Annotated in this window: 24 protein-coding genes and 1 tRNA gene; 10 read left to right on the top strand and 15 right to left on the bottom strand. The window is 66.9% G+C overall.

The features are described from left to right. The first annotated feature begins 12 nt into the window (after window positions 1-12). The 6 genes from IT40_RS09520 (at window position 13) to IT40_RS09495 (ending at window position 4,151) form a co-directional block, all read left to right on the top strand. Window positions 13-459 carry an RrF2 family transcriptional regulator gene (locus IT40_RS09520; RefSeq protein WP_024842801.1) on the top strand — a complete coding sequence of 149 codons (447 nt, stop codon included), beginning with the start codon at window positions 13-15 and terminating at the stop codon, window positions 457-459. 155 nt (window positions 460-614) lie between these two features. Beyond that, window positions 615-1,463: a shikimate dehydrogenase gene (locus IT40_RS09515; RefSeq protein ID WP_036753744.1), complete on the top strand. Its 849-nt coding sequence runs from the start codon at window positions 615-617 to the stop codon at window positions 1,461-1,463. Further along, a complete protein-coding gene (coaE, locus tag IT40_RS09510; protein ID WP_036753741.1) occupies window positions 1,460-2,056 on the top strand; it encodes a dephospho-CoA kinase in 597 nt (198 codons plus the stop codon). Before IT40_RS09515 ends, coaE begins: the two co-directional genes overlap by 4 nt. Next, a complete protein-coding gene (gene dnaQ / locus IT40_RS09505; RefSeq protein WP_036753738.1) occupies window positions 2,049-2,768 on the top strand; it encodes a DNA polymerase III subunit epsilon in 720 nt (239 codons plus the stop codon). The genes coaE and dnaQ overlap by 8 nt, the downstream gene beginning before the upstream one ends. A gap of 76 nt (window positions 2,769-2,844) precedes the next feature. Further along, window positions 2,845-3,723, top strand: a complete 879-nt coding sequence (locus IT40_RS09500) for a YihY/virulence factor BrkB family protein (RefSeq protein WP_036753735.1) — start codon at window positions 2,845-2,847, stop codon at window positions 3,721-3,723. A 35-nt stretch (window positions 3,724-3,758) separates the two neighbouring features. Then, complete coding sequence (locus IT40_RS09495) at window positions 3,759-4,151, top strand: GFA family protein (protein WP_036753732.1); 393 nt, start codon at window positions 3,759-3,761, stop codon at window positions 4,149-4,151. Window positions 4,152-4,156: 5 nt separating this feature from the next. Here IT40_RS09495 and IT40_RS09490 read toward each other — a convergent pair whose 3' ends face one another. The 4 genes from IT40_RS09490 to IT40_RS09470 all read right to left on the bottom strand — a co-directional run bounded on the left by IT40_RS09490 (window position 4,157) and on the right by IT40_RS09470 (window position 7,698). Continuing rightward, window positions 4,157-4,789, bottom strand: a complete 633-nt coding sequence (locus IT40_RS09490) for a LysE family translocator (RefSeq protein WP_036753817.1) — start codon at window positions 4,787-4,789, stop codon at window positions 4,157-4,159. A 372-nt stretch (window positions 4,790-5,161) separates the two neighbouring features. Further along, window positions 5,162-6,943 carry a histidine kinase dimerization/phosphoacceptor domain -containing protein gene (locus IT40_RS09480; protein WP_036753726.1) on the bottom strand — a complete coding sequence of 594 codons (1,782 nt, stop codon included), beginning with the start codon at window positions 6,941-6,943 and terminating at the stop codon, window positions 5,162-5,164. Between the two features lie 9 nt (window positions 6,944-6,952). After that, entirely contained in the window at window positions 6,953-7,546 is a 594-nt protein-coding gene (locus IT40_RS09475; protein ID WP_036753724.1) for an RNA polymerase sigma factor, read from the bottom strand. A gap of 5 nt (window positions 7,547-7,551) precedes the next feature. Continuing rightward, window positions 7,552-7,698 carry a NepR family anti-sigma factor gene (locus tag IT40_RS09470; RefSeq protein WP_019352327.1) on the bottom strand — a complete coding sequence of 49 codons (147 nt, stop codon included), beginning with the start codon at window positions 7,696-7,698 and terminating at the stop codon, window positions 7,552-7,554. A 93-nt stretch (window positions 7,699-7,791) separates the two neighbouring features. On the opposite strand from IT40_RS09470, the gene IT40_RS09465 reads away from it, so the two are divergent. After that, the gene (locus tag IT40_RS09465; protein WP_036753721.1) at window positions 7,792-8,595 is read left to right on the top strand and encodes a response regulator; all 804 of its coding nucleotides are present in this window, start codon (window positions 7,792-7,794) and stop codon (window positions 8,593-8,595) included. Between the two features lie 121 nt (window positions 8,596-8,716). Here the strand turns inward: IT40_RS09465 and IT40_RS09460 are convergent, their stop codons facing one another. From IT40_RS09460 to IT40_RS09410, 11 genes are all read right to left on the bottom strand, one after another. Further along, window positions 8,717-9,682: an NAD(P)H-dependent flavin oxidoreductase gene (locus tag IT40_RS09460; protein WP_036753719.1), complete on the bottom strand. Its 966-nt coding sequence runs from the start codon at window positions 9,680-9,682 to the stop codon at window positions 8,717-8,719. Window positions 9,683-9,766: 84 nt separating this feature from the next. Beyond that, window positions 9,767-10,822 (bottom strand): aldo/keto reductase, encoded by a 1,056-nt coding sequence (locus tag IT40_RS09455; protein WP_036753716.1) that lies wholly within the window; start codon window positions 10,820-10,822, stop codon window positions 9,767-9,769. 20 nt (window positions 10,823-10,842) lie between these two features. Next, a tRNA-Sec gene (locus IT40_RS09450) sits at window positions 10,843-10,938 on the bottom strand. Then, the gene (gene selB, locus IT40_RS09445) at window positions 10,939-12,870 is read right to left on the bottom strand and encodes a selenocysteine-specific translation elongation factor (protein WP_036753713.1); all 1,932 of its coding nucleotides are present in this window, start codon (window positions 12,868-12,870) and stop codon (window positions 10,939-10,941) included. A gap of 19 nt (window positions 12,871-12,889) precedes the next feature. Continuing rightward, the gene (fdhE, locus tag IT40_RS09440; protein ID WP_036753710.1) at window positions 12,890-13,798 is read right to left on the bottom strand and encodes a formate dehydrogenase accessory protein FdhE; all 909 of its coding nucleotides are present in this window, start codon (window positions 13,796-13,798) and stop codon (window positions 12,890-12,892) included. A 24-nt stretch (window positions 13,799-13,822) separates the two neighbouring features. Continuing rightward, window positions 13,823-14,509 (bottom strand): formate dehydrogenase subunit gamma, encoded by a 687-nt coding sequence (locus IT40_RS09435; RefSeq protein ID WP_036753708.1) that lies wholly within the window; start codon window positions 14,507-14,509, stop codon window positions 13,823-13,825. Continuing rightward, entirely contained in the window at window positions 14,509-15,507 is a 999-nt protein-coding gene (gene fdxH / locus IT40_RS09430) for a formate dehydrogenase subunit beta (protein WP_036753705.1), read from the bottom strand. The genes IT40_RS09435 and fdxH overlap by 1 nt, the downstream gene beginning before the upstream one ends. Beyond that, complete coding sequence (fdnG, locus tag IT40_RS09425; protein WP_477646126.1) at window positions 15,504-17,975, bottom strand: formate dehydrogenase-N subunit alpha; 2,472 nt, start codon at window positions 17,973-17,975, stop codon at window positions 15,504-15,506. The genes fdxH and fdnG overlap by 4 nt, the downstream gene beginning before the upstream one ends. Window positions 17,976-17,987: 12 nt before the next feature. Next, window positions 17,988-18,587: a twin-arginine translocation signal domain-containing protein gene (locus IT40_RS31010; RefSeq protein ID WP_084197005.1), complete on the bottom strand. Its 600-nt coding sequence runs from the start codon at window positions 18,585-18,587 to the stop codon at window positions 17,988-17,990. A gap of 152 nt (window positions 18,588-18,739) precedes the next feature. Then, window positions 18,740-19,816 (bottom strand): FAD-binding oxidoreductase, encoded by a 1,077-nt coding sequence (locus IT40_RS09415; RefSeq protein ID WP_052095844.1) that lies wholly within the window; start codon window positions 19,814-19,816, stop codon window positions 18,740-18,742. Continuing rightward, a complete protein-coding gene (locus tag IT40_RS09410) occupies window positions 19,816-21,054 on the bottom strand; it encodes an aromatic ring-hydroxylating oxygenase subunit alpha (protein WP_036753699.1) in 1,239 nt (412 codons plus the stop codon). The genes IT40_RS09415 and IT40_RS09410 overlap by 1 nt, the downstream gene beginning before the upstream one ends. Before the next feature lie 568 nt (window positions 21,055-21,622). Here IT40_RS09410 and IT40_RS09405 point away from each other — a divergent pair. The 3 genes from IT40_RS09405 to mnmE all read left to right on the top strand — a co-directional run bounded on the left by IT40_RS09405 (window position 21,623) and on the right by mnmE (window position 24,737). Beyond that, complete coding sequence (locus IT40_RS09405; RefSeq protein ID WP_036753695.1) at window positions 21,623-22,069, top strand: CopD family protein; 447 nt, start codon at window positions 21,623-21,625, stop codon at window positions 22,067-22,069. Between the two features lie 123 nt (window positions 22,070-22,192). After that, window positions 22,193-23,464 (top strand): transcription termination factor Rho, encoded by a 1,272-nt coding sequence (gene rho / locus IT40_RS09400; RefSeq protein WP_024842822.1) that lies wholly within the window; start codon window positions 22,193-22,195, stop codon window positions 23,462-23,464. A gap of 16 nt (window positions 23,465-23,480) precedes the next feature. After that, window positions 23,481-24,737 carry a tRNA uridine-5-carboxymethylaminomethyl(34) synthesis GTPase MnmE gene (gene mnmE / locus IT40_RS09395; RefSeq protein WP_036753693.1) on the top strand — a complete coding sequence of 419 codons (1,257 nt, stop codon included), beginning with the start codon at window positions 23,481-23,483 and terminating at the stop codon, window positions 24,735-24,737. Window positions 24,738-24,741 lie beyond the last annotated feature (4 nt).

Raw genomic sequence — 24,741 nt, 5'->3', positions numbered from 1 at the left:
AAGGATTCCCCTATGATCTCGCAGAAAACGAAATATGCCATCAAGGCGCTGATGGCCCTGGCAGATGAGGTCGCCGCCGGCGGCAATGCCCTGACGATCGAAGAGATCGCGCAGCGTTCCGGCGCGCCCAAGCGTTTTCTGGAACATATCATGCTGGAGCTGCGCAATGCCGGCTATGTCGGCTCGCGCCGCGGCCGGGCTGGCGGCTATGTGCTGATCAAGCGCCCGAACGAGATTTCCATCGGCGAATTGCTGCGCCAGGTGGACGGGCCCATCGCGCCGCTGCCCTGCCTGTCGCGCCGGTCCTATCAGCGCTGCGAGGATTGCACGGACGAGGCGACCTGCCGGCTGCGCCGCATGTTCGGCCAGGTGTTCTGGTCCTATCTGCTGCTGATCGAATCGCTGACGCTGGAGGATCTGGTGGCCGAGGGCGGCCTGCCCGAGATGAGCGTGGTCTGAACGCGACGCCCGGCCGGGGTTGCATTCTTGCCATGGCCCAGGCCGCGAAGGGCGATACGGCTTGACCCCAGGGCAGCCCGATAGCAGTTGTGACATGACATTCGATCAATCCCGATGCCGGGGCGACGCCCCCGAGAAAGCACCGCAGGTCTGCCATGGTTGACAGTTTGCCCGCCCCCAAGCATGCGCCCCTTGCCGGGGTCATCGGCTGGCCCATCGCGCATTCCCGCTCGCCCCGGCTGCACGGGCATTGGCTGCAGCGCTATGGCATCGCCGGCCATTACGTGCCGCTGCCGGTGATGCCCGAGCATCTGGCCGAGGTGCTGCGCGCCATGCCGCACATGGGCTTCGTCGGCGCCAACGTCACCATCCCGCACAAGGAAAGCGTGCTGGCGCTGGCCGATGTCGTCACCGACCGCGCCGCGCTGATCGGGGCGGCGAACACGCTGATCTTCCGCGCCGACGGCAAGATCCATGCCGACAATACCGACGGCTACGGCTTCATCGCCAACATCCGCCAGCACGCGCCGGACTGGATCCCCGGCCTGGGCCCGGCGGCGGTGATCGGCGCGGGCGGCGCGGCGCGGGCCGTGGTCGCCTCGCTGCTGGAAAGCGGGGTGCCCGAGCTGCGCATCGCCAACCGCACCCGCATCCGGGCCGAACAGATCCGGTCCGAGTTCGGCGCCAAGGTCGTGGTCTATGACTGGGCGCAGGCCGGCAACATGCTGGAAGGCGCGATGACCGTGGTCAACGCCACCTCGATGGGCATGGAGGGCAAGCCGCCGCTGCGGGTGCCCTTGGACGCGCTGTCGCCGGGCACGCTGGTCACCGACCTGGTCTATACGCCGCTGACGACGCCGTTCCTGGCCGAGGCGCAGGCGCGCGGCTGCGAGGTCGTGGACGGGCTGGGCATGCTGCTGCACCAGGCCACGCCCGGCTTCGAGCGCTGGTTCGGCCAGCGCCCCGAGGTCGACGACGAATTGCGCCGGATCGTGCTGGCATGAGCTACCGGCTGGGCCTGACCGGCGGCATCGGCATGGGGAAATCCACCGCCGCGCAGATGTTTCGCGACCTGGGCCATCCGGTCTGGGACGCGGATGCGGCGGTGCATCGGCTTTACGCGCCCGGCGGCGCGGCCGTCGCGCCGGTGGCCGCCGCCTTTCCCGGCGTGCTGCGGGAGGGCGGCATCGACCGCGCCGCGCTGCGCGAGGCGCTGGCCGCCGACCCCTCGGGCTTTGCCCGGCTGGAGGCCATCGTGCATCCGCTGGTGGCCGAGGACCGCGCCGGCTTCATCGCCGCGCACAAGGACGCGCCCATCGTGGTGCTGGACATCCCCCTGCTGTTCGAGGGCGGGTCCCAGCGCCAGATGGACGGGGTGGCGGTGGTCTCGGCCCCGGCCGAGGTGCAACGGGCGCGGGTGCTGGCCCGGCCCGGCATGACCGAGGCGGATTTCCGGATGATCCTGTCGCGGCAGATGCCGGATGCGGAAAAGCGCAAGCGGGCGGATTTCCTGATCCCCTCGGACACGCTGGACGGCGCGCGGGCGGCGATCATGGACATCTGCGCCCGGATCATGGCAGAACGGCCCCATGCGTGAGATCGTCCTCGACACCGAAACCACGGGCTTCGACCCCGATACCGGCGACCGCATCGTCGAGATCGGCGCGATCGAGCTGATGAACCACCTGCCCACCGGGCGCACCTTCCACGTCTATATCAACCCCGAGCGCCCGATGCCGCAGGAGGCGTTCGAGGTGCATGGCCTCGGCGACGACTTCCTGCGCGACAAGCCGAAATTCGCCGAGATCGCGGCGGATTTCGCCGCCTTCATCGGCCAGGACACCCGGCTGGTGATCCACAACGCCAGCTTCGACATGAAATTCCTGAACGCCGAGCTGCGGCTTTGCGGCTTTCCGGTCATGCCCTTCAGCCGCGCGGTCGATACGCTGGAACTGGCGCGCAGCCAGTTCCCCGGCGCGCAGAACTCGCTCGATGCGCTGTGCCGGCGCTTCCGCATCGACAACTCGAACCGCACGCTGCACGGCGCGCTGCTGGACAGCGAGCTTTTGGCCGAGGTCTACCTGGCGCTGCGCGGCGGCCGCCAGCCGGGACTGGTGCTGGAGACGGGGCCGCTGCACGGCGCCTCGGGTCCGGGCACGGGGGCGCAGGGCGCCGCCGCCCCCAGGGGGCAAAGGCCGCGCCCGCTTGCCCCCCGCATCACCGAGGCCGAGGCCCAGGCCCATGCCGCCTTCGTCGCGAAACTGGGCGAAAAGGCGGTCTGGCTGCGCTATCGGGACGTGAACCACTAGAGGGGCCGGAACCTTTCCCGCGGGGAAGCGGGTTTCCCCGCAGGGCCGGCGACCGAAACGGAAAAGGACGGGAACCTTGATCAGGGATTGGTGGCAGTTCGTCCTGGCGATCTTCGAGCGGATGGACAAGATCCACATGAGCCTGATTGCCGCCGGCGTGGCCTTCTATGCCATGTTCGCGGTCTTTCCGGGAATGGCGGCGCTGTTTGCGCTATGGGGGCTGTGGAACGACCCCGAGGTGATCGAGCAATACGTCCATACGACGGACGGCTTCATCCCGCAAAGCGCCGCGGACATCATCTATGGCCAGATCAGCGCGCTGGTGGCGGCGGGGCGCACGCAGCTGGGCTGGACCACGGCGATTTCCTTCATCATCGCCACCGTCTCGGCGCGGGCGGGGGTGGACGGGCTGATCCGCGGGCTGAACGCGGCCTATGGCGTGCGCTCGCATTCCACGGTCATGGGCTTCCTGCTGGCCTATGTGCTGACGCTGGTCATCGTGCTGGTGATCGCGCTGGGGCTGCTTACCATCGTCGTGGTGCCCATCGCCTTCAACTTCCTGCCCGACGTGCCCCTGCGCAACTGGCTGATCGGCGCCCTGCCCTGGATGGCGATCTTCTTCATCGTGCTGGTGGTGATCGGCATCCTCTATCGCTATGGGCCGAACGTGAAGACGCCGCGCACGGCGATCTTCACCTGGGGCTCGGTCTTTGCGGCGCTGGCCTGGGCGGCGGCCTCCTATGGCTTTTCGGCCTACCTGGCCAGCTTCAACAGCTACAACCGCATCTATGGCTCGATCGGCGCGGTGATCGCGCTGCTGATGTGGTTCTACCTGGGCGGCTTCACCGTCATGCTGGGGGCGCTGATCAACGTGGAGCTGTCCCGCCGCCGCCGCTTCATCGCCGCCAAGAAGCTGCGGCAGGCGACGCGAAAGGACGCGGGCAAGGCATCGTGAACCGCCCGCCCGCCCGATCCTGAAGGAGGCGCGGCATGGACCGTTTCACCGGCGGCTGCCTGTGCGGCCAGGTCAGAATCACCGCATCCGGACGCCCCTGGCGGGTCGGCCTGTGCCATTGCCTGGACTGCCGCAAGCATCACGGGGCGCTTTTCCACGCCTCGGCGGTGTTTCCGCAGGACGCGGTGACGATCGAGGGCAAACCCCGCGACTACGCCGGGCGGTTCTTCTGCCCCCGCTGCGGATCGTCCGTCTTTGCCCGCAGCGGGGATGAGGTCGAGGTGAACCTGGGATCGCTGGATGCCCCGGACCAGCTGGTCCCGACCTATGAGCTGTGGACCATCCGCCGCGAATCCTGGTTGCCGCCGTTTCCGCTTGCCCGGCGATACGAGCGGGATCGGGACGGCCCTGGCCGCTGCGAGGACTAGAGGAGTCAGCGCCGGGTCTCGGCCATCATCCGCAGCGCAAGCCCGGCCAGGACCGTCCCCATCAGCCAGCGCTGCACGACCAGCCAGAACGGCCGGCCGGCCAGGAAGACCGCGACGCTGCCCGCCGCAAGCGCGATGAGCGCGTTCACGCTGACGCTGACGGCGATCTGCGTGGCCCCCAGGGCCAGCGACTGCGCCAGCACGCTGCCCTGGCCGGGCGTCACGAACTGCGGCAGCAAGGACAGGTACATGACCGCGATCTTTGGGTTCAGCAGGTTGGTCACGAACCCCATGGCGAAAAGCCTGCGGGCGCTGTCCCTGGGCAGGTCGCGGACCTGAAAGGCCGAGCGCCCGCCCGGCCTGACCGCCTGCCAGGCCAGGTAAAGCAGATAGGCGGCCCCGGCGAGCCGCAGGGCGTCATAGGCATAGGGCACGGCCATGACCAGGGCCGTGATCCCGAAAGCCGCGCAGAGCATGTAGAACACGAAGCCCAGCGCGACGCCCCCCAGCGAGATCAGCCCCGCCAGCGGCCCCTGGCAGATCGAGCGCGAGACGAGATAGATCATGTTGGGACCGGGCGTCAGCACCATGCCCAGCGAGATGGCGGCAAAGGCCAGCAGGTTCACAGGATCGGGCATGGCGTTTCCTTCGCGGATGGCAAGGCGGCGCAATCGGCCGACTGCGCCGCAGCCATGACGCTAGCAGCCGGCAGGCCGCGCAGCAATGCCGAGCGTCGGCCGGCAGGCTTTGCCGCCCGCTCGATTCCAAAGGATCGCCCTGCGCCGGGGAAAGCCGCCCCTCCAGCTTTCGCCGGTCGGACCGATGCCACCGGGAAGCGAACCGCCTCTTCTAACAGGCTGCTGAAAAGGGATTTTGAGAGGGACGCAGCGGAAATCGTTCTGGATCCAGCTGATATCAGCCCGAAAATGGGGTGTTTTCGGCAAATTTGAAGCGGATTTCCCGGTTCCCCGCCCGCGCTGTCCTGTCGCAAGGACTTTTTCAGCAACCTGCTAATGCCGCGAGCCCGGCCGCGCGGCCGAGGTCAGCACCACCTGCGGCATCTCGGCCCCTTCGCGCTTGTGCAGGTTCTCGACCTGGAAGCGCAGGCGCAGAAGGAAGCGGCCCTCGCCCATCTCCTGCTCGGCCTCGCCTTCCAGCTGGGTGGCGAAGGCCTCGATCAGCTGGCTGCCAAGGCCGGTGCCCTCGGCCAGGCTGCTGGCGCCGATCGAGTTCTCGACCTCCAGCACCGCATGGCCCGGCCCGTCCGCGCGCAGCGAGACGCGCACCCAGGGCTCGGCATCGGGGTCGGAAACGCCGGAATATTTCAGCGCATTGGTGAAAGCCTCGGTCGCCAGCAGGCTCAGCGGCACCGCCTGGTCGGGCATCAGCACCAGGGGCTCCAGCCGGGTGTTGATGCGCAGCCCGGCGCCGGGGCCGACCGAGGCATTGGTCATCTGGTTGATGATGTCGCGGATCAGCCGGTCGGCCTGGACCGAATCCAGATGCTCGGCCTGGTAGAGGTTGCGATAGATCGTCGCCAGCGACGCCACCCGGTCCTGCACCGAACGCAGCACGCGCCGGGCATCGTCATGCTCGATCACCCGGATCTGCATGTTGATGATCGAGGCGATCAATTGCAGGTTGTTCTTGACCCGGTGATGCACCTCTTTCAGCAGCACGGTCTTTTCGTTGACCGCGGCCTCCATCGCCTCTTCGTCGCGGATCAGGATGCGCGCCATGTTGTGGAAGGTCTGGCTCATGTCCTCGATCTCGGCGGGCGCGTCGGCCAGCACCGGCGGCGGGGCCGAGCGGTCGCCGATGGCAAAGCGGCGCATCTGGCTGCGCAGCTCGCGGATATGGCGCAGCACCAGGCGATAGACCGCGAAATAGGCCACGGCCAGCGAGGCGGCCCACAGGATCAGCGGCAGGATCAGCGCCGTGCGCCGGGTGATGTCGATGCCGGTGATGCCGGATTCGGCGCGGTTCCACGACCCCAGCGCATAGACGAGGCCGGGCACCACCGGCACGACGCTGAACACCCGCCGCTCGCCCGAGTTGGAAATGTCGCGGAAGGTCGTCTCGCTGCGCGACAGAAGCGAGGGCAGCGACTTGCCGCGCGGCAGCACCTCGGTGATGTCGCCCGCGCCCTCGCGGTCCGACGAAATCACCTCGCCCTGGTTGTTGAAGGTCAGGATGCGCGCCCCCTCGGTCCCCAGCCCCGAGACATGGGTCGAGCGCAGCAGGTCGTGCGACATCGAGACGGCGATGAAGCCCAGCAGCTCGACCCCGCGGTAAAGCGGCTGGATCACCACGACCACCGCCTTGCCCGTGACCGGCCCGTCGGCGCTGGTCGTGACCAGCGTGCCGGGGCTTTCGCTGAACTGGCGAAAGGCGGATTCGCCGGAAAGGTCGTGCACGCCGCGCACCGAGGAACATTCCGTCACCCCGTCGAGCCGGGTGAAGCCGGCATAGACGAAGTTCACCGTGCGCTGGACCAGGCCGCGCATGATATCGGAACAGGCCTGCGGCCGGTCCATCGTCTCCAGCACCGCCGGGCCCAGCGCGTCGGCGGTGCCGAGCGCGCTTTGCAACAGCGCCCTTTCCCCGGCGGCGGCGGTGGCGGTGCGGCCCAGAAGCGCGATTTCCGAGGATCGCTGGTATTCGCGCGACAGGTGCAGCGTCTGGATGACCGAGATCAGCCCGATGGGCAGGATCGCCACCGACAAGAGCCCGCCCAGCCGAAAGCCGAGGCCCTTGGTGAATTCCAGCTTGTCCAACAGCCGCCGCAGCACGACGCCATCTCAGCGCAGGATCGGCGTGTTCTGCGCCATCACCGCCAGCGTGGCCCGGTCGGTCATCTCCAGCTCCTCGCCCTCTTCCAGATGCAGAAGCTCGGCCAGCTTGCGCCGGCCGCGATTGGCGCGCGACTTGACGGTGCCGACGGCCACGCCGGTCATCGCCGCCGCTTCCTCGTAGGAAAAGCCCGAGGCGCCCACCAGGATCAGCGCCTCGCGCTGTTCGTCGGGCAATTGCTCGAAGGCGGCGCGGAAATCGTTCAGCGCAAGGCGGCCGTCGTGTTCGGGGCGGGTGGCCTGGCGCGCGGCATGGATACCGTCGGAATCGCTGACCTCGCGCTTGGTCTTGCGGCGGGCGGAATAGAAGGTGTTGCGCAGGATGGTGAACAGCCAGGCGCGCAGGTTGGTGCCGGGCTGGAACTTGTCGATATGCGTCCAGGCCTTGACGATGGTGTCCTGCACCAGGTCGTCGGCCGAGGCCCCCTCGCGGGTCAGCGACAGCGCGAATGCGCGCAGCGCCGGCAGGTGATCGACCAGTTCGTCCCGAGGATCGCCATGGTCCTGGGAACGGGTCGTCCGCGCCGGTTTTCGATCGGTCATCCGGTTCACTCCTGCTCGCGCAATTTGTCGAGCAGTTGCAGGAACCTGTCGGGTATCTGCTGCGTCGCGTCCTGCTCATAGACGCGGCGCAGATTCTCGTCGATCTGCTTTTCTATGGCTGCTCGCCTGCGTTCCTCACGCCTGGTATTCATTTTTTAGTTATTCCCGGTAATCTTGTGCGCACCTTGCCTAACCGTTACCTATCCGATCAGGTTCCGACACACGACGCTTTTTTCGAGGTAGACATGACCGCAGCGGATCTTGCCCAGTCCATCAGCCGGGAACTGCCCTATCTGCGTCGCTATGCGCGCGCGCTGACCGGCAGCCAGACCGCCGGCGACAATTACGCCGCCGCCACGCTGGAGGCGATCCTGACCGATCGCAGCCTGATGGATGGCGAGGACACCCGCATCGGGCTGTTCCGCACCTTCCACGCCATCTGGCAAAGCTCGGGCCAGCCGGTCGAGTTGGAGGCGCAGACCCCGCGCGAGGCCCGCGCCCAGGCGCATCTGCGCGGCCTGACCCCCAATTCGCGCGAGGCGCTGCTTTTGCGCACCATCGAGGAACTGCGCTACGACCAGATCGCGCAGATCATGCAATGCCCGCAGCCCGAGGCCGAGGAGCTGGTGCAGATCGCCCTGAACGAGATGGGCCAGTCGCTGACCGGCAAAATCATGGTGATCGAGGACGAGACCATCATCGCCATGGACCTGAAGGGCATCGTGCAGGCCATGGGCCACGATGTCACCGGCATCGCCCGCACCCATGCCGCCGCCGTCGACCTGGCGCATCAAAGCCGCCCGGACCTGATCCTGGCCGATATCCAGCTGGCCGACGGCTCGTCCGGGATCGAGGCGGTGAACGAGCTGCTTGCCAGCATGGGCGACATCCCGGTGATCTTCATCACCGCCTTCCCCGAGTGGCTGCTGACCGGCGACCGGCCCGAGCCGGCCTTCCTGATTTCCAAGCCCTATTCCGAGGAACAGGTGCGCTCGGCCGTCAGCCAGGCGATGTTCTTCGCCTCGACCGAGGGGCTGGCGGTGTCCTGACGCACCGCCGCCGCGCCGGGTGGCGCGGCGGGGAGGAGTTTTTGGCAGACGGTGAAAGGCGCGAGCCTTGGCGCCCCGCCGCGCCGTTGCAGGAGTATTTGGGGAACGAAGAAGCCGGGGGTCAGGCGCAGAGGGCGGCGCGGGCTTCGGCATGTTCGCGGGCCAGGCGGTCGATCAGCCGGGCGGCGGGCAGGATTTCGCGCACCGCGCCGATGCCCTGGCCCGAGCCCCAGACCTGGCTCCAGGCCTTGGGCCGCGACGAGGCTTCGGCGAAGTTCATGTCCGACACGTCGCCGCGCTCCAGGCTGGCCGGGTCGAGCCCGGCGGCGCGGATCGAGGGCGCGAGGTAATTCCCCGACACCCCGGTGAAGAGCGAGGAGGTGACGACGTCCTCGGCCCCGCAATCCACGATCATGCGCTTGTATTCGGGCTGGGCGTTGGCTTCCTGGGTGGCGATGAAGGGGCTGCCGACATAGGCCAGGTCCGCGCCCATGGCCTGCGCCGCCAGCACCGCGCGGCCGGTGGCGATGGCGCCCGACAGAAGCAGCGGGCCGTCGAACCATTCGCGAATCTCCTGCACCAGGGCAAAGGGCGATTGCGGCCCGGCATGGCCGCCGGCGCCCGCCGCGACCGCGATGAGGCCATCGGCGCCCTTTTCGATCGCCTTCTTGGCAAAGCGGTTGTTGATGACGTCGTGCAGGGCGATGCCGCCGCAGTCATGGGCCGCCGCGTTCACTTCGGGGCGGGCGCCGAGGCTGGTGATCCAGATCGGCACCCGGTGGCGGTGGCAGATCTCGATGTCGCGTTCCAGCCGCGCGTTCGAGCGATGCACGATCTGGTTCACCGCGAAGGGGGCGGCCGGGTTGTCGGGATTGGCCTGGTTGTGGCGGTCCAGTTCCTCGGCGATGCGGGTCAGCCAGGCGTCGAGCAGCACCGGCTCGCCGTCCTTTTCGCGGGCGTTGAGCGCCGGGAAGCTGCCGACGATCCCGGCCTTGCATTGTGCGATCACCAGTTCGGGCCCCGAGACGATGAACATGGGCGAGGCGACGACGGGGATGCGCAGGTGCGACAGGATCGGGGGCAGCATGAAATCCTCGTGGGGCAGGTGACGCGGGCAGATTGCCCGCGCCGCGCCATGCTGCCAACCCTGCCGTGGCGTCGCGGGGGCGCTTCAGTAGGGCAGCGGGTGGCTGCGGTGCAGCTTGTCGATGCGCTTGAGCGCCTCTGCCGGCAGCCGCAGGTCCAGCCCGGCCAGAAGATGGTCGAGCTGCGAAAGATCGGTCGCGCCGATGATCGGGATCGCGTGGAACGGGCGCTGGCGGGTGAAGGCGATGGCCATGTGGACCGGGTCCAGCCCCAGTTCGGCCGCCAGCCCGTGCCAGGCGGCGACGGCGGCATCGGCGCGGGCAGTGCGCCGCCCGCCCAGGTCGCCCGGTCCCCCGCTGGCGCGATCGGTGGCCGCGCGGCTGCCAGCGGGCTCGGCCCCGCCTTGGTATTTCCCGGTCAGCAGCCCCGCCGCCAGCGGCGAATAGGCCAGCAGCGTCACCCCTTCGTTCACCGCCAGCTCTGCCAGGTCGGTGTCGAAGGCGCGATAGAGCAGCGAATATTCGTTCTGGATGCTGGCCATGCGCGGCGCGCCCATGCGCTCGGCCGTGTCGATCCAGCGCGCCGTGCCCCAGGCCGATTCGTTCGACAGGCCGATGGCACGGACCTTGCCGGCGCGCACCGCCTCGTCCAGGGCGCCCAGCACGTCCTGCATATGCGCCAGCGTCGCGGCGCGGTCCTGTTTCGAGGGGTCGTAGCGCCAGTTCTGGCGAAAGGCATAGCTGCCGCGCACCGGCCAGTGCAGCTGGTAAAGGTCGATGTAATCGGTCCTGAGCCGCCGGAGCGAGGCGTCGATGGTGCGGCGCAGGATGGCGCCGTCGAAGCCCTCGGCCCGCACCTTGTCGCCGGGGCCGGCGGCCTTGGTGGCGATCTGCACCCGGTCGCGGCCGCCGCGCGCGGACAGCCAGTCGCCGACGATTTCCTCGGTCCGGCCCACGGTCTCGCGCCGCACCGGGTTCACCGGGTAAAGCTCGGCCGTGTCGAGGAAGGTGATGCCGGCGGCCAGCGCCCGGTCCATCTGGGCATGGGCCTGGGCCGCGCCCGTCTGGTTGCCGAAGGTCATCGTGCCCAGGCAGACCGCGCTGACCCGAACCTTGCTGCTGCCAAGCACCGTGCTGTCCATTGCCGTCCTTTCGTCGCATCTGGCGGAAGAGAGTGGGAGTCGAACCCACCCGAGACAGGCTCACTGCCCCAACCGGATTTGAAGTCCGGCCGCCCCACCGGGGACGCTTCTCTTCCCTATTCCCGCTCGTCCGACCCGTCCGGCGTGAACAGGTCGACCCGGTGCGGGTTGATGCGACGAAGATCGCCCCGACGCAAGGTCAGACCGAGACGGTCGAAGAAGTCAAGGATCTGGATCGCCACCTTGCGCCCGTTCCGCACCCGGTCGCGAAAGGCCGGGGCCGAGAACCAGCCGTCGGCGCTGGCGGCGGCGAGGTCGCGGATGATGCCGACCATCTCGACCGTGGTGGCGCGGGCAAAGAAATGGTCCTGCGCGATCTGGTCGATGCGGCCCTGGCGCGCGGCCATGCGCAGGATGCGGCGGACCTCGGGTTCCTCGGCACCGAACGCATGGGCAAAGTCGCGCACGCGGGGCGGGCGAAAGCGGTCCTCGCCGGCAAGCTGCGGCAGGATGCGCTCCAGCAGCGCCTCGTCCTCGGGCGCAAGGCGGGGCAGGTGGCCAGGCAGGCGGATGAAGGCGCCGTCCAGCGCGATGCGGCCCGCCGCCGCCTCGGCGCGCAGGAAGGCGGCGAAATCGGGCTTGGGCAGGCGCGGGTCCAGCATGAGCCGCAGCTTTTCCCGCCCGAGCCCCTGGAGATCGGCATTCTCGGCGTGAAAGGCGGCCAGTTCCGCCTGCATCTGCCGGCGCAGCGCCGCCAGCCGGTCGGGGCCAAGCGCCTGCCGCGTGCCGGGGACGATGGCGATGCCCGAGGCGGCGATGGCGCGGTCAAGCTGGGCCGGGGCCAGCGCGCGGTCGCGGGCAAAGCCGTCCAGGTCGATCAGCGCCGCGCCTGCCAGCGCGGCCAGCGCATCGGCCGGGTCGGGCAGGGCCATGGCGCGCAGCACCGCCAGGCGCTCGGGCCGGGCGCGGTGGCGGGCGGGGGCGCGCAGGTCGATCAGCCTCCCGCCGCCGATGGTGCGCCGGGCCGAGACGTCGCGCAGGATGAAGCGTTCGCCCAGCGTCGCGGCCAGGGAACGGTCAAGGACGAGCTGCGCCAGCCCCTCCTCGCCCGGTGCCAGCGGCCCTTGCAGCGGCACGATGCGGGCGCCGGTTTCCGCCGCGCCCAGATGCAGGCGGGCGGGAAACCAGGTGGCCAGCGGCTTGGGCTCGGTCCCCAGAACGCGCAGGCTGACGTCGATGCGCTGGGTCGGCGCGTGCAGCGCCGGGTCCAGCGCCACGTCGCCGCGATGGATCGCATCGCGCGTCACGCCTTCGCCGGCCAGGTTCAGGGCACAGCGCTGGCCCGCGAGGCCAGCCTCGGCCTTGCGGTTCTGGGCGTGGACGGCGCGCACGCGGGCCGGCAGTCCCGTGGGGCTGAGGACGATCTGGTCACCCGGCGCGACCCGGCCCGACAGCACCGTGCCGGTGACGACGGTGCCCGTCCCGGCCAGGGTAAAGCTGCGGTCGATGGCCATGCGAAAGCGTGCCGCGGCAGCGCGGGCGGCGGTCTGCGCCTCGGCCTGCACCAGCGCGGCGCGCAGGGCGTCGATGCCCGCCCCGGTCAGGGACGAGACCGGAAAGACCGGCGCCCCGGCCAGCCTGGTCGGGGCCAGCAGTTCCGCGATCTGGGCACTCAGGGCGGCAATGCGGGCAGGGGGCGCAAGATCGGACTTGGTCAGCGCGACCATGCCGCGGCTGATGCCCAGCAGGTCGAGGATCGCCAGATGCTCGCGCGTCTGCGGCATGATGCCATCATCGGCGGCGACGACCAGCAGGGCCAGGTCGATGCCGCCGGCCCCGGCCAGCATGGTGTGGACGAATTTCTCGTGCCCCGGCACGTCGACGAAGCCGGTGACAGCGCCGCCGCCCAGGTCGGCATAGGCGAAACCCAGCTCGATGGTGATGCCGCGGGCCTTTTCCTCGGCCAGCCGGTCGGTCTCGATGCCGGTCAGCGCCCGGACCAGCGCGCTTTTGCCATGGTCGATATGCCCTGCCGTGCCGACGATCATCGCCCGCGCCGCACCGCCGTCAATAACCGGCGAGGAAGGGGTTGAAGCCGCCCCGCTTCCATTCGGTGTCCCGCATCATCAGGTCGAGGCCAAGGCTGGCCACGTCGTCGGCGATGGGCTCCAGCGAGGGGTTGCGGTTCTGATACAGGATCTTGACCCAATGGTCGCATTCGCGGCAGACCTCGGCCTTGACCGTGGCCTCGCCGGTTTCGACCGAGCGGTAGCTGATGCCCTTGGTCGAGCCGCAGCAGAGGCATTTTACCCGCACCTCGTTCCACAGGGTCTGGCAGGTGGCGCAGGAACAATAGCGCGCGCCCTCGGCGCCGATGCTTTCGGTCACCAGGCTCGTCGCGGGGCGGCCGCCGCAGGCAGGGCAGATGCCGGTGCGGATCGGCACCAGCTTCTCGGCGTCCAGCGCCGCCGCCTGCATCGCGGCATGGACCTGCAGGGCGGCGGTGGCGAACAGATGCGGGGCCACGCTGTCCTCGGGGATGGTGTCGGCCAGCACATTGTCCATGACCCAGTCGCGATCCGCGGGCTCGGCCACCTGCAAGGCCGCCAGCGCCAGCCGCGCAGGCTCGGGCATGTCCAGCGCCGCCAGCCGCCCAAGCAGCAAGGGCAGCGCCTGCGCCAGCCCCTCGCGCATGGCGTTGCGGTCCAGCGGCGGCATGCGGCTGGCGCGGGCCAGTTCGATCCGCTCGGGCGGCAGCGGCGGGGGCGGCGGCAATTTGCGCGCCAGATCGGCCTGCGCCCGGCAAAGCCCGGCCAGGAAGCGCAGGTAGGGCGCAAGGTTCGGGCTGTGGCCGGCCAGGAAATCGAACCGCTCGGCGCGGGTCAAGAACAGCGCCGCGGGATCGGGCAGGCGCGCCAGGGGAACCTTGGCGACGCCGCCGATCATCGCGGGATCGGGTTTCAGGGCGGTGGACATGGCTTCCTTTCGGGTCGCTTGCGCCTACTCTGCCGGGCCGCCGCCCTCGCGTCCAGCCACTTCGCGCAGCCATTTGCGATGGTGCCGCCAGGCCCAGCCGCCGGTCACGGTGCCGCGGGTCATGGCCCGGATGGTGCCGCGGGTCCAGATCGCCGCATAGACATGCAGGATGAAGGTCAGGATGATCGCGACCGCCGCCACCGCATGCACCAGCACCGCCCAGCGCCGCACCGCGATCGAGACCAGATGCGGGAAATATTCCTGCCAGATCATCACGCCCGAGACGATCAGCACCACGATCAGCACCGACATGGCCCAGAAGACGAATTTCTGCCCGGCATTGTATTTGCCAAGCTCGGGCAGCTTTTCCTCTTCGCCGCGGACGACCTCGCCGATATGGCTGACCCAGGTGCGGTCCTCGGGGCGGGGCAGGTTCAGCCGCCACATCTGCAGGAACAGCAGAAGGAAGCTGAAGAACAGCAGCACGCCCACGAAGGGATGCAGCCAGCGCGTCATCTGCCCGCCGCCGAACAGCCCGGTCAGGAAGTAGAGCGAGGGGTGGAACAGCGCCAGGCCGGACAGCAGCAGCGCGATCAGGCTGGCGGCCGTCACCCAATGGTTCAGCCGGGTGATGCCACGATAGCGGCTGACCGTCACCGGGCGGCGGCTTTCGATATGGTCGCCCGCTTCGGAGAACATGCGCTTGGCCATCACAGCACCTCCCTTCCCGGCGGAACCGGGGGTTCACGCCCCTCGACCAGTTGCTCGGCATGGGTTTCATCCTCGGTCGAGACCTTGTTGGCGCGCGTCATCAGCCCGTGCAGGACCGAGCCGATGGCCGCGGCGCCGATCGCGGCCAGGCCCAGCGTCTTGGTCACGCCCTTCCAGCCCTCGACCACCGGAGAGATGCGCGGCTCTTCCGGCAGGTCGGAGTAAAGCGAGGGCTGGTCGGCATGGTGCAGCACATAGAAGACATGCGTGCCGCCCACCCCCTGCGGGTCGTAGATGCCGGCATTGTCGTAGCCGCGCGACTTCAGGTCGTCGACCCGCGCCTCGGCATGGGCCAGCATGTCCTCCTTGGTGCCGAAGACGATGGCCTGGGTCGGGCAGGCCTTGGCGCAGGCCGGCCCCTGGCCCACCGCCACCCGGTCCGAGCAGAGCGTGCATTTGTAGCTGACATGGGTTTTCTGGCTGATGCGCGGGATGTTGAAAGGACAGCCGGTCACGCAATAGCCGCAGCCGATGCAGTTCTCGTGGATGAAATCCACGATGCCGTTCGAATATTGCACGATGGCGCCGGGGGCGGGGCAGGCCTTCAGGCAGCCCGGATCGGCGCAATGCATGCAGCCGTCCTTGCGGATCAGCCATTCGAAATCGCCGGTCTGCGGGTTCTCGTATTCCGAAAACCGCATCAGGGTGAACATGTCGGGCGTCAGGTCGTGCGGGTTCTCGTAGAGGCCGACGTTCTGCTCGATCTCGGGATAGGTGTCGTTCCATTCGGCGCAGGCCGACTGGCACGCCTTGCAGCCGATGCATTTCGACACGTCGATCAGCTTGGCCACCGGCGTCAATTCGCGCGTCGGCGGCGGCAGGTCGGGCGTGGCCGAGGCGCGGACGACGTCGCCCGGCCCCAGGTTGGCCTGCATCGGTTGCACCGGCGGGTTCGAGACCGCGGTGCGCGGGCTGTCGAGGTTCGGATCGGTCGTCATGACACCGCCTCCCCTGTCGCGGGTTCGATATTGACCAGGAACGCCTTGAATTCAGGCGTTTCCACATTGGCGTCGCCGACGAATGGCGTCAGGCTGTTCGGGCCGAAGCCCTTGCGCGCCGCGCCCATGAAGCCCCAGTGCAGCGGGATGCCGATGACATGCACCAGCTTGTCGCCGCATTGCATCGGCTTTAGCCGCCCCGTCACCAGCGCCTTGGCCTTGACCTCGCCGCGCTTGGACCAGACCCGGACCCAGCCGCCGCGCCGGATGCCTTTCTCGGCCGCCAGTTCCTCGCTGATCTCGACGAAGAACTCGGGCTGAAGCGCGGCATTGATGCGGTTGTGCTTGGTCCAGTAGTGGAAATGCTCGGTCAGGCGATACGAGGTCGCGGCGATCGGGAACTCTTCGCTGGTGGCGAATTGCTCGGCGTCGCCGACAAAGACCCGCGCCACCGGATTGCCGCGCATCTGCGGGTTGAACACGTTGGCAAGGGGCGATTCGAAGGGCTCCATATGCGTCGGGAACGGCCCGTCGCGCATCATGCCCCGGCTGAACAGGCGCGAAACACCTTCCTGGTTCATGATGAAGGGGCCGACATCGCCGGGCTTCGCCGTGGGGGCGATGTCGGGCACGTCATAGCCGGTCCATTTCTCGCCGTCCCATTCCAGCAGCTTGCGCGAGGGATCCCAGGGCTGGCCCTGCAGATCCGCCGAGGCCCGGTTGTAGAGGATCCGCCGGTTCAGCGGCCAGGAAAAGGTCCAGTTCGGATAGGCGCCGGTCTCGTCGGGGTCGGCATTGTCCCGGCGGGCCATGTTGTTGCCGTCCTCGTTCCAGCAGCCGGAATAGATCCAGCAGGCGCCCATGGTGGTGCCATCGTCGCGATACTGGCTGAAGTTCAGCAGCTGCTTGCCCTTGGCGGTCAGCACCTTGGCCGGGTCGGCGGGGTCGCGCACATCCTCCAGCGCGCGGCCGTTCAGCTCCTTGGCCAGTTCCTCGGGCGTCGGCTCGTCGGGGTCGGCATAGTCCCAGGTCAGGTTCAGGATCGGGTCGGGGAACACCCCGCCTTCGTCCTGGTAGAGCTTTTTCACCCGCAGGAAGATCTGCGCCATGATCCAGGTGTCGTGCCTGGCCTGGCCGGGCGGGGTCGCCGCCGACCAGTGCCATTGCAGCCAGCGGCCCGAGTTGACCAGCGCGCCGTCGTCCTCGGCAAAGCAGGACGAGGGCAGTTCCAGCACCTCGGTCTGGATCGAGGCGGTGTCCACGTCGTTGTGTTCGCCGTGGTTTTCCCAGAAATGCGCGGTTTCGGTCGCCAGCGGGTCCATGACCACCAAGAGCTTCAGCTTGCTCAGCGCCGAGGTCAGCTTGGCCCGGTTCGGGAAGGACAGCAGCGGGTTGAAGCCCTGGCAGAAATAGATGTTGACCTGGCCGGCATCCATCAGCTCGAACATGCGCAGGATGTCATAGGTCGGCACATCCAGCTTGGGCAGGTAGTGATAGGCCCAGTCGTTCTCGGCCTTGGCCGCGTCGCCCCACATGGCCTTCATGAAGCTGACCATGAACTTGGGATAGTTCTGCCAATAGCTGGTCTGCCCCGGCCGCAGCGGGGTAAAGCTGCGGCTGGACATGTAGGTCTGCCAGTCCGGCTCCTTCTCGGTCGGGATGTTCAGGTAGCCGGGGATCAGGTTCGACATCAGCCCGATGTCGGTCAGCCCCTGGATGTTGGAATGACCGCGCAGCGCGTTCATCCCGCCGCCCCGGACGCCGATATTGCCCAGGATCAGCTGCAACATCGCCATGCCGCGGATGTTTTGCGAGCCCTTGGCGTGCTGGGTCCAGCCCAGCGCATACATCGAGGTCATGGTCTTGTCGGGGGCCGAGCATTCGCCGATCATCTCGGCGATCTTCAGGAAGCGGTCGCTGGGCGTGCCGCAGACCTGCTCGACCAGTTCGGGCGTATAGCGCGAGACATGTTCCCGGAGCAGGTTCCAGACGCAGCGCGGATGCTCTAGCGTCATGTCCACCTGGGCAAAGCCGTCCTCGCCGATGACATAATCCCAGCTCGACTTGTCATAGTCGCGCTTTTCCGGGTCATAGCCGGTGAACAGCCCGTCGCTCCAGCCGAACTCGTCCTTCACGATGAAGGCGGCGTTGGTGAAGGCCTTCACATAGTCCCATTGCACCTTGTCGTTCTGGATCATCCAGTTGATCAGGCCCATCAGGAAGGCGATGTCCGAGCCGGGACGGATCGGCGCATAGTAATCCGCCACCGAGGCCGTGCGGGTAAAGCGCGGGTCCACCACGATCAGCCTGGCGCCACGATTGGCCTTGGCCTCCGTCACCCATTTGAAGCCGCAGGGATGGGCTTCGGCGGCATTGCCGCCCATGACGACCACGAGGTCGGTGTTCTTGATGTCGGTCCAGGAGTTGGTCATCGCTCCACGGCCAAATGTCGGGCCCAAACTGGACACCGTGGGGCCGTGTCAGACGCGCGCCTGGTTGTCGAATCCGACGATCCCCATGGCGCGGACCGTCTTGTAGGTCAGCCATGCGGTTTCATTGGTGGTGGCCGAGGCCGCCAGATAGCCGGTGGTCGTCCAGCGGTTGACGGGCACCCCGTCGTCGTTGGCCAGCACCATGTTGGCGTCGCGGTCGTCCTTGAGCGCGCGGGCGATCTTGTCCAGCGCCTCTTCCCAGGAAATCTCCTCGAAGCTGGCGGCGCCGGGGCGGCGGATGCGCGGCGTGGTCAGCCGCGTCTCGGCATTGACGAAATCCTTCAGCGCCGCGCCCTTCGGGCAAAGCGTGCCGCGGTTGGTCGGATGGTCGGCATCGCCCTCGATATGGACGACCCTGGCCTCTTCGCCGGCCTTCAGGTCGCCGTCGGAATAGATGATGACGCCGCAGGCGACCGAGCAATAGGGACAGGTGTTGCGCGTCTCGGTCGTCGAGGCCAGCTTGAAGGCACGCACATGCGCCTGTTCCGCCGCCTCCGCCCCGCCGAAGCCCATGGCCCCCAGCGATGTCGCCGCGACACCCGCACCCGCCAGTTTCAGGAAACCGCGCCGCGAGAGGTCGATATTCATCGTGCCCTCCTTTTGCCTGTCGAAGAGATAGGTACGGGGTCAGGATCGCGCGGTATGGTAGTTCTGTCAAGCTTGGCACGAAAAAGGCGCGGCCATGGCCGCGCCCCCAAGCTCTTGTTATTTCGTTATGTTTATGCTTGCATAACGAAAGTTCAGACCTCGACCGAGACCGCACCGATCGGATGCGAGCAGCAGGCCAGGATATAGCCCTCCTCGATGTCCTCGTCGGTGATGCCGCCGTTATGGACCATATGCACCTCGCCCGCGGTCTTTCTGATCTTGCAGGTGCCACACAGGCCGAAGGTGCAGCCCGAGGGGATGTTCAGCCCGTTGGCCTTGGCCACCGCCAGCACGGTGTCGGTCTCGGCGCATTTCGCCACCACGCCCGAGCTTTCGAAGGTGATCTGGGCGGCGCTTTCCTCGTCCGGGACCACGTCGTCCAGCACCGGGGCCTCGGCCTCGTTGCGGATCGGCGCGCCGAAGCTTTCCTGGTGATAGCGCTCCATGTCGAAGCCCAGCGCGATCAGCATGTCGCGCACCGCCTGCATGAAGGGCTCGGGGCCGCAGCAGAACACCTCGCGCTCCAGGTAGTCCGGCGCCATCAGGCCCAGCATGATCTGGTTCAGCCGGCCGCGATAGCCGTGCCAGGTGCGGAACGGATCGGCCTCCTCGACGGTGAAGCGCAGCTGCAAGCCGGGCACCCGGTCGGCCATGCCTTCCAGCCGCTGGCGGAAGATGATGTCGGCGGGCGCGCGGGCGGCATGGACGAAGACGATGTCCGGCATCTCGCCGGAATCCCAGGCCCAGGTCGTCATCGACATCATCGGCGTGATGCCCGAGCCGGCCGAGATGAACAGGTATTTCGGCGCCTCGTGCTGGACGAAGGAAAAGATCCCCGCCGGCCCGAAGGCTTTCAGCCTCATTCCCGGCCGCAGGTGGTCGATCATCCAGCGCCCGCCGACGCTGCCCGGCTGCGCCTTGACGGTGACTGAGATGGACAGCGGCCGCGACGGGCTGGAACTGATGGTATAGGTCCGCTGCACGTTGCCGCCCGGCACCGGCAGATCCAGCGTGACGAACTGGCCGGGCTGGTAGTCGAACCAGGAACCCGAGGGCGCGCGGAAGGTGAAGGTGGCGGTGTCCGAGGTCTCGGGCACCACCATCGCGCATTCCAGCGGCTCGTCGTCCTTCCACGGGCGGTCGCCGAATGCCTTGACCAGGACCGCCATTATTCGGCCGCCATCGCCGGACGCGGGGACAGGCGGTCCATCATCTGCCGCACATACCAGTCGACGAAATGGATCACGCCCTCCTCCTGGCTGGGGGAATAGGGGCCGGGCTCGTAGGCCGGGGACAGGATGCCCTTCTGGTTCTCCTCGACCACGCGGCGGTCCTCGTCATTGGTCGCCAGCCACACTTCGGTCAGCTTTTGCAGGTCGTAGTCCACGCCCTCGACCGCGTCCTTGTGGACCAGCCATTTCGACGTCACCTCGGTCTCGGTCGGAGAGATCGGCAGCAGGCGGAAGACGATGGCATGATCGGGCAGGAAGTGGTTCCAGCTCGACGGGAAGTGATAGAACATCAGGCTGCCGGCGTCGTTCCACGGGATCATGCCCATGCGCCGGTTCACCGCCGCCTTGGTGGACATGGTGAAGCTTTCGGCATTGTTCAGCAGCGGCACGCGGGCAAAGCGCCATTGCATCCCCGGATCGTTCACGAAGCGCGCGGGCAGGCCGGCCTTGTCGCAGCGGTCCCAATGCGACAGGATCTCGGGCGAGGCGGCGTTCGGCCCCTCCATCACCGTCATCAGCGGGTTGTCGGAATAGGTCCGGCACAGCGAGGGGTGGCTGCCGCCGCAATGGTAGCACTCGCGGTTGTTCTCGATCACCAGCTTCCAGTTGCCCTTCTCGACGATGGTCGAGGTGAAGGCGACCTTGGCGTTCGACAGGTCGCTGGCGCCGACATAGTCGCGCAGGAAGCCGCCCAGCCGTTCGAAATCCGGCGGGTTGTCGGCCAGGCAGATGAAGACCATGCCACCCTCGACCCGGCAATGCACCGGCTTGAGGCTGAATTGCGACGGATCGAAGTCGGGGCCCATGTCGCGGGCGAACAGAAGCCTGCCGTCGAGGTCATAGGTCCATTGGTGATAGGGGCAGACCAGCTTGGGCGAGGTGCCGTTCTGCTTGGGGCACAGCCGCTGGCCGCGGTGGCGGCAGACGTTGTGGAAGGCGCGGATCTGCCCGTCGGCGCCGCGCACGATCACCACCGGATATTCGCCGATCTGCAGGGTGGCGTGGTTGCCGGTCTTGGGGATGTCGCAGGTCGGAATGGCAAAGAGCCATTCGCGATACCACAGATTCTCCAGGTCGGCGTGATAGGCGCCCTCGTCGCAGTAGAGATCGCGGCTGAGCGAGAAGTTCTTCCGCCGGTTGGCGAGCTGGTCCAGGATTTCAGCTGTGTTCAGCATGGCTTGATTCCGTCACAAAGGGGCATCCTTCGCAAAGCATTGCACCCGTTTTCCCCGCCGTAACTTGCCAAATGCGACGTGCGGATGACGCAAACGAACCTCGGGCGGCTTTGCGTGACCTCCTGTCCGGCCCAAAGCGGCGCGGGACGGGGGCAGGACCGCGATGCGCGCAAGGCATGGGCATAAGCCTGGGGATAAGCCGCGGCGACTCGGAGGGTCGAATCTGTGGAAATCGCGCGGCCTTTTTCCGCCCGTGGATGACCCCGCGGGACAGAGCGGGAACGGATGCGGCTTCTCCACATGTCGATAACCGGGGGGAAACCACCCACAAGCTGTGGAAAAGAAAAATTTTCACAAACTTATCCACAGTCGGTTTTTTCCTATCACGCTGTTTATATTTGGTTTTTTCGTTAACAAATCGTTAATGATATTTTTTTCCCCAAGCGGCGTGAGTTGGGGAATGTCGGCGCGGAGCGAAGATTTCCAGTCATCCACAGCCCCAACCACAACATCATCCTTTCTTTATCTTCCTTTATTTTTAATAGAGAGATGGCGCCGGAGGTGTGCCATGAACGATTTCCTGCCCCTTGCTTACCCCTGGATCAAAGCCCTGCATGTCATGGCGGTGCTTTCCTGGATGGCAGGGCTGTTCTATCTGCCGCGGCTGTTCGTCTATCACGCCGAGCGTGGCCATATCGGGCAAGAACCGGTGCAGTCCTTCCAGATCATGGAGGACAAGCTGCTGCGGATGATCATGAATCCGGCGATGATCGTGACCTGGATCGCGGGCCTGGCGCTGGTGCTGACGCCGGGCATCGTGGACTGGACGATGATCTGGCCCTGGACCAAGGCGGCCGGCGTGCTGGGGATGACCTGGTTTCACATGTGGCTGGCCGGCCAGCGCAAGGCGCTGCTACTGGGCCAGGGGCTGGGCGGCCGGCGCTACCGGATGATGAACGAGGTGCCGACGCTGCTGATGGTCGTCATCGTGCTGTCGGTGATCGTGAAATTCTAGAAGAATTGACTCGCGCGCCGATAATGCCTATGTGACCCGCATCCGCCGTCCGGCGGATTTTTCCTGACACAGTTTCTGCGCGGGCCGATCATGCGTCGGACAGCGCGTGCCCATAGGCTAGACATGACCGAAGAACGCCTCAACCTGTCCGATCTCAAGGCCAAGAGCCCGGCCGACCTGCTCGCCATGGCCGAGGAATGGGAGATCGAGAACGCCTCGACCATGCGCAAGGGCGAGATGATGTTCTCGATCCTCAAGGAACATGCCGAGGAAGGCTTCGAAATCGGCGGCGACGGCGTGCTGGAGGTGGTCCAGGACGGCTTCGGCTTCCTGCGCTCGCCCGAGGCGAACTACCTGCCCGGTCCCGACGACATCTACGTCAGCCCCGACATGATCCGCCAGCACAGCCTGCGCACCGGCGACACGGTCGAGGGCGTGATCCGCGCGCCCGGCGAGAACGAGCGCTATTTCGCCCTGACCAAGGTCGAGAAGATCAACTTCGAGAACCCCGAGAAGGCCCGCCACAAGGTCGCTTTCGACAACCTGACGCCGCTTTACCCGAATGAGCGGCTGAAGATGGAGATCGAGGATCCGACCATCAAGGACCGCTCCGCCCGGATCATCGACCTGGTGGCGCCGATCGGCAAGGGCCAGCGTTCGCTGATCGTGGCGCCGCCGCGTACCGGCAAGACGGTGCTGCTGCAAAACATCGCCCATTCGATCGAGAAGAACCATCCCGAATGCTACCTGATCGTGCTGCTGATCGACGAGCGGCCGGAAGAGGTGACGGACATGCAGCGTTCCGTCAAGGGCGAGGTGATTTCCTCGACCTTCGACGAACCGGCCAGCCGCCATGTCGCCGTTTCGGAAATGGTGATCGAAAAAGCCAAGCGCCTGGTCGAACATAAACGAGATGTTGTGATCCTTTTGGACTCGATCACAAGACTTGGTAGGGCCTTCAACACCGTCGTGCCTAGCTCGGGCAAGGTTCTGACCGGCGGCGTCGATGCGAATGCCTTGCAGCGGCCGAAGCGGTTCTTCGGCGCGGCGCGCAACATCGAGGAAGGCGGCTCGCTGACCATCATCGCCACGGCCCTGATCGACACCGGCTCGCGCATGGACGAGGTGATCTTCGAGGAATTCAAGGGCACCGGCAACAGCGAGATCGTGCTGGACCGCAAGGTGGCCGACAAGCGCGTGTTCCCGGCCATGGATATCCTGAAATCCGGCACCCGCAAGGAAGAGCTGCTGGTCGATGCCAAGGATCTGCAAAAGACCTATCTGCTGCGGCGCATCCTGAACCCGATGGGCACCACCGATGCGATCGAATTCCTGATCTCGAAGCTGAAGCAGACCAAGACCAACAGCGAATTCTTCGATTCGATGAACGCCTGACGGCGCGGAGGATGCGGTGGATACGATCTTTGCCGAGGCGACCCCGCCCGGCCGAGGGGGGGTTTCCGTCGTCCGCCTGAGCGGACCGAAGGCGCGTGCGACCCTGGAATCCCTGGCTGGGCCGGTGGCGACGCCGCGCCTGGCGGCCTTGCGGGCGCTGCGGGACGGCGAGGATCTGATCGACCGCGCCCTGGTCCTCTGGTTCGAGGAAGGCCATAGCTTTACCGGCGAGGAAGTGGCCGAGTTGCACCTGCACGGTGCTCCGGTGATCGCCAACCGGCTGGCGCAGGCGCTTCTGTCGCGAGGGCTGCGAAGGGCCGAGGCGGGCGAGTTCAGCAAGCGTGCTTTTCTCAACGGTCGCATGGACCTGGCTGAAGCCGAGGGGTTGGCCGATCTGCTGTCCGCCGAGACGGAAGCGCAGCGCAAGCTGGCGATGCGGGCGACAGAAGGCGAGTTGGGGCGCAAAGCCGACGAATTGCGCGTCAAGCTGGTTCGCGCTGGAGCCCTGATCGAAGCCAGCATCGATTTCGCGGATGAAGAAGTGCCCGAAGAGGTTCCGCCCGAGGCTTTGGACCTGATTGCGGCGGTTCGCGCTGATATTCGGCTGATGCTGGCAGGCTATCCCGCCACCGAACGCTTGCGGCAGGGCTATGTGGTGGCGATCGTCGGGCCGCCGAATGCCGGGAAATCAACGCTGCTGAACCGGATCGGCCAGCGCGACATCGCCTTGGTGTCCGAGGTCGCAGGGACGACCCGCGATATCCTGGAACTCCATACCGATCTGCGCGGCTTGCCGGTGACCTTCCTGGATACGGCCGGCTTGCGTGAAAGCAGCGATCCGATCGAGGCCATGGGGGTTGCGCGGGGATTGCAGAGAGCGGCCGAGGCCGACTTGCGTATCCACCTTACGGTCGACGGGATTGCCGATGCGGCGACGGCGGGCGACATCGTCGTCCGTGCCAAGGCGGATCTGGGCCGGGCCGAGGGGATCTCGATCTCCGGGCTGACCGGGGAAGGGGTCGCGGAGCTTCTGGATCTGGTTTATGATCGCTTGCGAGTCAGAGCGGCGGATACCGGGCTGGTCGGGCATAAAAGACAGGCGGAAGCCTTGCAGCGCGCCCTGTCGGCCCTGGAGGTCGATCACGACATGGCGCCGGAGTTTCTTGCCGAAGCCTTGCGCCAGGCGGCGCAGGCATTGGCGATGATGGTTGGACGTGTGGGGGCAGAGGATTATCTTGACGAGATCTTCAGTTCCTTCTGCATCGGAAAGTAAGGTT

This window comes from Paracoccus versutus, from assembly GCF_000763885.1.
Taxonomy (GTDB): Bacteria; Pseudomonadota; Alphaproteobacteria; order Rhodobacterales; family Rhodobacteraceae; genus Paracoccus; species Paracoccus versutus.
The sequence above is the reverse complement of the archived record's forward strand: the minus strand, read 5'-3'. Positions and strand labels throughout refer to the sequence as shown.

Bases quoted from the DNA above. Each gene is read 5' to 3' on its own strand.
- IT40_RS09415 (WP_052095844.1), bottom strand. From the start codon at position 19,816: ATGGCGGTCCTGGTCAAGGCATTCGGCGACCGCCCGTGGAAGGACGAC.
- IT40_RS09475 (WP_036753724.1), bottom strand. From the start codon at position 7,546: ATGACCGATCGAAAACCGGCGCGGACGACCCGTTCCCAGGACCATGGC.
- dnaQ (WP_036753738.1), top strand. From the start codon at position 2,049: ATGCGTGAGATCGTCCTCGACACCGAAACCACGGGCTTCGACCCCGAT.
- IT40_RS09465 (WP_036753721.1), top strand. From the start codon at position 7,792: ATGACCGCAGCGGATCTTGCCCAGTCCATCAGCCGGGAACTGCCCTAT.
- IT40_RS09520 (WP_024842801.1), top strand. From the start codon at position 13: ATGATCTCGCAGAAAACGAAATATGCCATCAAGGCGCTGATGGCCCTG.
- rho (WP_024842822.1), top strand. From the start codon at position 22,193: ATGACCGAAGAACGCCTCAACCTGTCCGATCTCAAGGCCAAGAGCCCG.
- IT40_RS09515 (WP_036753744.1), top strand. From the start codon at position 615: ATGGTTGACAGTTTGCCCGCCCCCAAGCATGCGCCCCTTGCCGGGGTC.
- fdhE (WP_036753710.1), bottom strand. From the start codon at position 13,798: ATGTCCACCGCCCTGAAACCCGATCCCGCGATGATCGGCGGCGTCGCC.
- IT40_RS09410 (WP_036753699.1), bottom strand. From the start codon at position 21,054: ATGCTGAACACAGCTGAAATCCTGGACCAGCTCGCCAACCGGCGGAAG.
- IT40_RS09455 (WP_036753716.1), bottom strand. From the start codon at position 10,822: ATGGACAGCACGGTGCTTGGCAGCAGCAAGGTTCGGGTCAGCGCGGTC.
- IT40_RS09495 (WP_036753732.1), top strand. From the start codon at position 3,759: ATGGACCGTTTCACCGGCGGCTGCCTGTGCGGCCAGGTCAGAATCACC.
- IT40_RS09490 (WP_036753817.1), bottom strand. From the start codon at position 4,789: ATGCCCGATCCTGTGAACCTGCTGGCCTTTGCCGCCATCTCGCTGGGC.
- fdxH (WP_036753705.1), bottom strand. From the start codon at position 15,507: ATGACGACCGATCCGAACCTCGACAGCCCGCGCACCGCGGTCTCGAAC.
- coaE (WP_036753741.1), top strand. From the start codon at position 1,460: ATGAGCTACCGGCTGGGCCTGACCGGCGGCATCGGCATGGGGAAATCC.
- IT40_RS09435 (WP_036753708.1), bottom strand. From the start codon at position 14,509: ATGGCCAAGCGCATGTTCTCCGAAGCGGGCGACCATATCGAAAGCCGC.
- IT40_RS09460 (WP_036753719.1), bottom strand. From the start codon at position 9,682: ATGCTGCCCCCGATCCTGTCGCACCTGCGCATCCCCGTCGTCGCCTCG.
- selB (WP_036753713.1), bottom strand. From the start codon at position 12,870: ATGATCGTCGGCACGGCAGGGCATATCGACCATGGCAAAAGCGCGCTG.
- IT40_RS09470 (WP_019352327.1), bottom strand. From the start codon at position 7,698: ATGAATACCAGGCGTGAGGAACGCAGGCGAGCAGCCATAGAAAAGCAG.
- IT40_RS09405 (WP_036753695.1), top strand. From the start codon at position 21,623: ATGAACGATTTCCTGCCCCTTGCTTACCCCTGGATCAAAGCCCTGCAT.
- IT40_RS31010 (WP_084197005.1), bottom strand. From the start codon at position 18,587: ATGAATATCGACCTCTCGCGGCGCGGTTTCCTGAAACTGGCGGGTGCG.